We start from the raw sequence: 4,997 nt of genomic DNA, 5'->3' as shown, positions 1-4,997 counted from the left end.
CCCGCCGGATGCGCCCGGTGCGTCTCGCGGATCATGCCGAACAGCGTTTCGCTGCGCGGCTCGCCATCGATCTGCCAGGAAGCGTTGAAAATCTTGTGCCGGCAGTGCTCGGAGTTGGCCTGCGCGAACATCATCAGCTCCACGTCGGTCGGATTGCGCCCTGCCGTGGCGAACAGATCGAGCAGGTAATCGACCTCGTCGTCGGAAAGCGCCAGCCCCAGCCGCGAATTGGCTTCGACCAGCGCCGAACGACCGCCGGTCAGCAAGTCGACGCTGTCCAGGGCACGTGGTGCGAAGTGGCGGAAGAGATTGGCGGTCGACGCGAAGTCGTCGAGCACGGTTTCCAGCATGCGATCGTGGAGCAGCGCGGCGAGGCGCTCCCTTTCGCTGGTGGAGAGCCTGCGCCTGCCCACGTCGAGGCGATGGGCGATGCCGCGCTCGATGCGCTCGACGGTCTGCAGGCCGCTGATCCGCGCGATGTCGGTGGCTTTCGACGACCAGGGCGAGATCGTGCCGATGCGCGGCGTCACCAGGAACAGCTCGCCGCTGTCGTCGCCCCGGTCGGGAAGCTCTTCGAGCAGGGCACCGAGCTGGCGGCGCTCGGCTGCTGTCGGTTCCTCGCGGATGGCGACGAAGTGCCAGTAGTCGGCGGCGACGATGCGCACTCCCGGCACGGCCGCTGCCATTTGTTGCTGCAGGCGTTGCAGGCGAAACGACGAAAATGCGGGAGCACCGCGGAGAAACAGGAGCGTGGCCATGGCGGGGGGCAGAGAAGGGCAGGCGGAGCTGCGTTGCGGGAAGGAACAGCGCGATTATAGCCGAGCGCGCGGCAGCTCCCGTCTGCGGAGGCGGGGCCGCCGTTGGCCGAACGCCTGGCCGCGTGCTCACGCAATGCCCCGGGCAGGTCGGAGGTGGACTAGAATCGGGCCCGCTTCCTGCCACCGTGACTCGTGAAACTGTTCTATACCGACATTTTCGTTCTGCCCTTGCCCGCCGGCCACCGCTTTCCGATGGAGAAGTACGCGCGCCTGCGGGAACGGCTGCGAGCCTGTGGCGAATTTGCGGACGACGATTTCCAGACGCCGCTCGCTGCCAGCAGCGACGAGCTGTGCCTGGCGCACGACGGGGGCTATGTGGCGCGGGTGATCCGGGGCGAGCTCAGCGCCGACGAGCAGCGCTGCATCGGTTTTCCCTGGAGCGCGGCGATGGTCGAACGGTCGCGGCGCTCGGCGGGAGCGACCATCGCCGCCTGTCGTACGGCGCTGCTCGACGGCTGCGCGGTGAATCTGGCGGGCGGCACGCATCACGCGCACGCCGCGCACGGCGAGGGCTTCTGCGTGTTCAACGATGCCGCGGTGGCGGCGCGCGTGCTGCAGGCGGAAGGGCTGGTGCGGCGCGTCGCAGTGGTCGATTGCGACGTGCATCAGGGCAACGGCACGGCCCGCATCTGCGCCGATGATGCGCGCACTTTCACCTGCTCGCTGCACGCGGCGGGCAACTTTCCGTTCGTCAAGGCGAGCAGCGATCTCGACGTCGAGCTGCCCGACGGCACCGGCGATGCCGCGTATCTGCAGCAACTGGCGGAGGCGATCGAGCAGGTATTCCGGCGGGCGCGGCCGGACCTGGTGATCTACCTGGCTGGCGCCGATCCCTATCACGACGATCGCCTCGGGCGGCTGGCGCTGACTTTCGACGGCCTCGCGGCGCGCGACGAGATGGTGCTCGCAGCCTGCCGCCAGCGGCGCGTGCCGGTGGCCGTGACGATGGCCGGTGGCTACGCGCGCCGGATCGACGATACGGTAAGCATCCACAGCCGAACGGTGCGCAGCGCGAAGCGAATTTTCGATCGACCTTTGGACTAGGATCCGCCAATGAAGACAGGCACCCGTTCACAAGCACTGTATTGCGCCGCGGACCTGCGCAGCATCGAGAGGACTGCCGCCGAGCAACCGCTGATGGAGCGCGCCGGGCTGGCCGCCGCCGAACTGGCGACTTCCCTCTGCCGCCTGCAGGGAGGCGCGCTGCTGATTCTTGCCGGGCCCGGCAACAACGGCGGCGACGCGTTCGTCGCCGCGCGTCATCTGCGCGACCGGCGGTTTGCGGTCAGCCTGGTTTTCGCCGGCGAGCCCAGCCGCCTGCCGAAGGACGCGGCGGCCGCCTGCAAGCGCTACCTCGACGAGGGCGGCAGCGTGCTGGACAGCATTCCGTCCGGTCAGCGCTGGGCGCTGATCATCGATGGCCTCTTCGGCATCGGCTTGCAGCGGCCAGTCAGTGGCCACTACGGCGAACTCGTGCTGGCTGCCAACGCGCTCGCCGCGCGCGATCGCTGCCCGCTGCTCGCGCTCGACTGTCCGAGCGGACTCGACGCGGATACCGGCAAACTCTGTGGCACGACGATACACGCCAGCCACACCATCACCTTTCTCGCCGCCAAGCCGGGGATGCACACCGCCGACGGTCCCGACCACTGCGGCCTGATTTCGGTCGCCCCGCTCGACCTCGACGCCGAGCGACTGGCGAAGCCGACTGCGCGCACGGTCGGCAGCGACCTGTTCGTCGATTGGCTGCGTCCGCGTGCGCGCAACTCGCACAAGGGAAGCCACGGCAGCGCCGGCATCGTCGGCGGCGCGAGCAGCATGGTCGGCGCACTGTTCCTCGCTGGCCGCGCCGCGCTGCACCTGGGCAGCGGGCGCGTCTATCTCGGTCTGCTCGATCGGCAGGCGCCCGCGATCGACCCGGTCCAGCCCGAGTTGATGCTGCGCCAGCCCGAGGCGCTGTTCGCCGCCGCGCTGACGGCGCTTGCCTGCGGGCCCGGGATGGGCGCCGGCGAAGAAGCGGCGGCGCTACTGACGCGCGCGATCGCACTCGACCTGCCGCTCGTGCTCGATGCCGACGCGCTCAACCTGCTCGCGCGCGAAAGCCGCCTGCAGCAGGCCGTGGCCGCGCGCCACGACCGCCAGGTGGCGACCTTGCTCACGCCGCATCCGAGCGAAGCGGCGCGTCTGCTCGCCAGCGATACCGCTCTGGTGCAGGCCGACCGCGCTGGCGCTGCCCGCGAAATGGCCGCCCGGTATCGCGCGCTGGTGGTGCTCAAGGGTTGCGGCAGCGTCATCGCCACGCCCGACGGTCGCTGGTTCGTGAATACCACCGGCAATCCCGGCCTCGCCTCGGCCGGAACCGGCGACGTGCTCAGCGGCCTCATCGTCGCGCTTCTGGCACAGGGCTGGCCGGCGCTCGAAGCCCTGTTGGCAGCGGTGCATGTGCACGGTGCGGCGGCGGATCAGCGCGTCGCCGACGGTTGCGGGCCGATCGGGCTGACCGCCGGCGAGATCATCGACAGCGCCCGCGCCTGCTTCAATCGCTGGGTTGCCTATGGCCGATAGCCAGGACGCCGCGCCGCTGCGCGGCGTCCTGCTCTGCCTGACGGCGCTGCTCCTGTTCTCGCTGCTGGACGCGACGGCGAAGCATCTGAGCGTCTTTCTGGCGGTGCCGCTGCTGGTCTGGGCGCGCTATCTCGTGCACTTGCTGATCATGCTGGCGACGATCGCGCCCAGCCTCGGGCGCGAGCTCGTCGTCACCCGGCGGCCGTGGCTGATGAGCCTGCGCGGCCTGACGCTGGCCGGCGTCACGCTGCTCGGGCAACTGGCGCTGCGCGTGCTGCCGCTCGCCGAGGCGACCGCACTGTTTTTCGTCGCGCCTCTGCTGGTGGCCTTGTTGGCCGGGCCGCTGCTCGGCGAAAGGGTCCGCCGGCGAGCCTGGCTGGCGACCTTCGCGGGTTTCGCCGGAGTGCTGCTGATTGCCCGCCCCGGCAACGCGCTGACCGGCCCGGGTGTCGCCTACGCGCTGGCGGCGGCGCTGTGCTACGCCGCGTACCAGATTCTGACGCGCAAGCTGGTGGCGAGCGAGTCGCCGCTGCGCCTGCTGTTCTACACGGCTCTGATCGGGACTCTCGTGCTGTCGCCGGCCGTGCCGATCTCCTGGGATGGCCGACTGCCAACCCTGGGGCAGGGGCTGCAGATCGTTTCGCTCGGCGTATATGGCGGTCTTGGCCATTTCCTGCTGATCCGTGCTTTCCGCGAAACGCCCGCCTCGCTGCTCTCGCCGCTGCTCTACGTCCAGCTCGTATGGGCGACATTGCTCGGCTGGCTGGTCTTCGACCAGTTGCCGGATCTGGTGGCGACGGTCGGGATGGCGGTGATCGCGGCATCCGGCCTGAGCCTGGCGTTGCGCCGGCGGGGATGACTCGTCGGCCTCGTGGCGCTCTTGCGGGCCGCTGCCAAGTCCCGCTCGGCGACAATGGTTCAGTCATGCCCACGCAGTTCCCAACTGCGCGCGCGAATGAAGTGGGCGAGGCATCTTTGACTGACGCCACAAAACCAGATCGCTCGGTCGCGCTCGCCGGCTGCTCCTCTATTGCCGATGAAAACCGAGTGACGTTGACCACAAGTGTATGAGGCTTCGGTCGGCGCTTGCGCTTCGCGGACTTGCGCAAGATCAACCAGCAACCTTTGTGGCGCGCCAGTAGATCTTCACGTCCTCTCCTCACTCGAGCCCGGCGGCTCGGACTGCCGCCGGGAGGATTCTACGCATCCGTTCGCGGTTCAGGTTGGTATCCACATACCAACCTTCCATCAGCGTCCGGCTATAGCGCTGTGCCCACGCCATTGGCTGGCCAGGGAACAACTCGGCAACCGTTTTGGCGACGTAGGTACGAGTGGTGCCGAAGCGACCAATGGCCTTCGCCATTGCACCTCGACGCTCCGGGAACTCAGCCCACAACCGCCGCAGAAGGTCGATGTGGATGTCGATATAGTGCCAGTGCACGGACATTTGCCCTCGATACTCGAGTCCCGATCCTATCCACTTCGGTTGCACATTCGCGAGCACGGGCTGGGGGCGTGTGATGCGCTCCAACTCTGCGGTCAGTGCCGCCCGGCGCCCATTAAGGAAACTCTGATTAAGACGTATGCATGTCAACGGCCGGTCGGGGTGGGCGT

At 68.5% G+C, this 4,997-nt stretch carries 4 protein-coding genes and 1 pseudogene; 3 read left to right on the top strand and 2 right to left on the bottom strand.

Features of this window, described 5'->3' with window-relative positions; genetic code table 11:
• A pseudogene (locus NFV80_RS04400) lies at positions 1-758 on the bottom strand (phosphoribosylformylglycinamidine synthase); the annotation flags it as partial.
• Between the two features lie 192 nt (positions 759-950).
• Between NFV80_RS04400 and NFV80_RS04395 the strand changes: the two are divergent.
• The 3 genes from NFV80_RS04395 to NFV80_RS04385 are packed head-to-tail and all read left to right on the top strand — an operon-like array spanning position 951 to position 4,242.
• Complete coding sequence (locus NFV80_RS04395; protein ID WP_295327145.1) at positions 951-1,862, top strand: histone deacetylase; 912 nt, start codon at positions 951-953, stop codon at positions 1,860-1,862.
• A gap of 9 nt (positions 1,863-1,871) precedes the next feature.
• Positions 1,872-3,383: an NAD(P)H-hydrate dehydratase gene (locus NFV80_RS04390; RefSeq protein ID WP_295327143.1), complete on the top strand. Its 1,512-nt coding sequence runs from the start codon at positions 1,872-1,874 to the stop codon at positions 3,381-3,383.
• A complete protein-coding gene (locus NFV80_RS04385) occupies positions 3,373-4,242 on the top strand; it encodes a DMT family transporter (RefSeq protein ID WP_295327140.1) in 870 nt (289 codons plus the stop codon). The genes NFV80_RS04390 and NFV80_RS04385 overlap by 11 nt, the downstream gene beginning before the upstream one ends.
• 300 nt (positions 4,243-4,542) lie before the next feature.
• Here the strand turns inward: NFV80_RS04385 and NFV80_RS04380 are convergent.
• On the bottom strand, positions 4,543-4,997 hold a 455-nt coding region (locus NFV80_RS04380), incomplete at its 5' end, for a hypothetical protein (protein WP_296757978.1).

It is taken from the genome of Accumulibacter sp. (assembly GCF_023806565.1).
Lineage (GTDB): Bacteria > Pseudomonadota > Gammaproteobacteria > Burkholderiales > Rhodocyclaceae > Accumulibacter.
The sequence above is the reverse complement of the archived record's forward strand: the minus strand, read 5'-3'. Positions and strand labels throughout refer to the sequence as shown.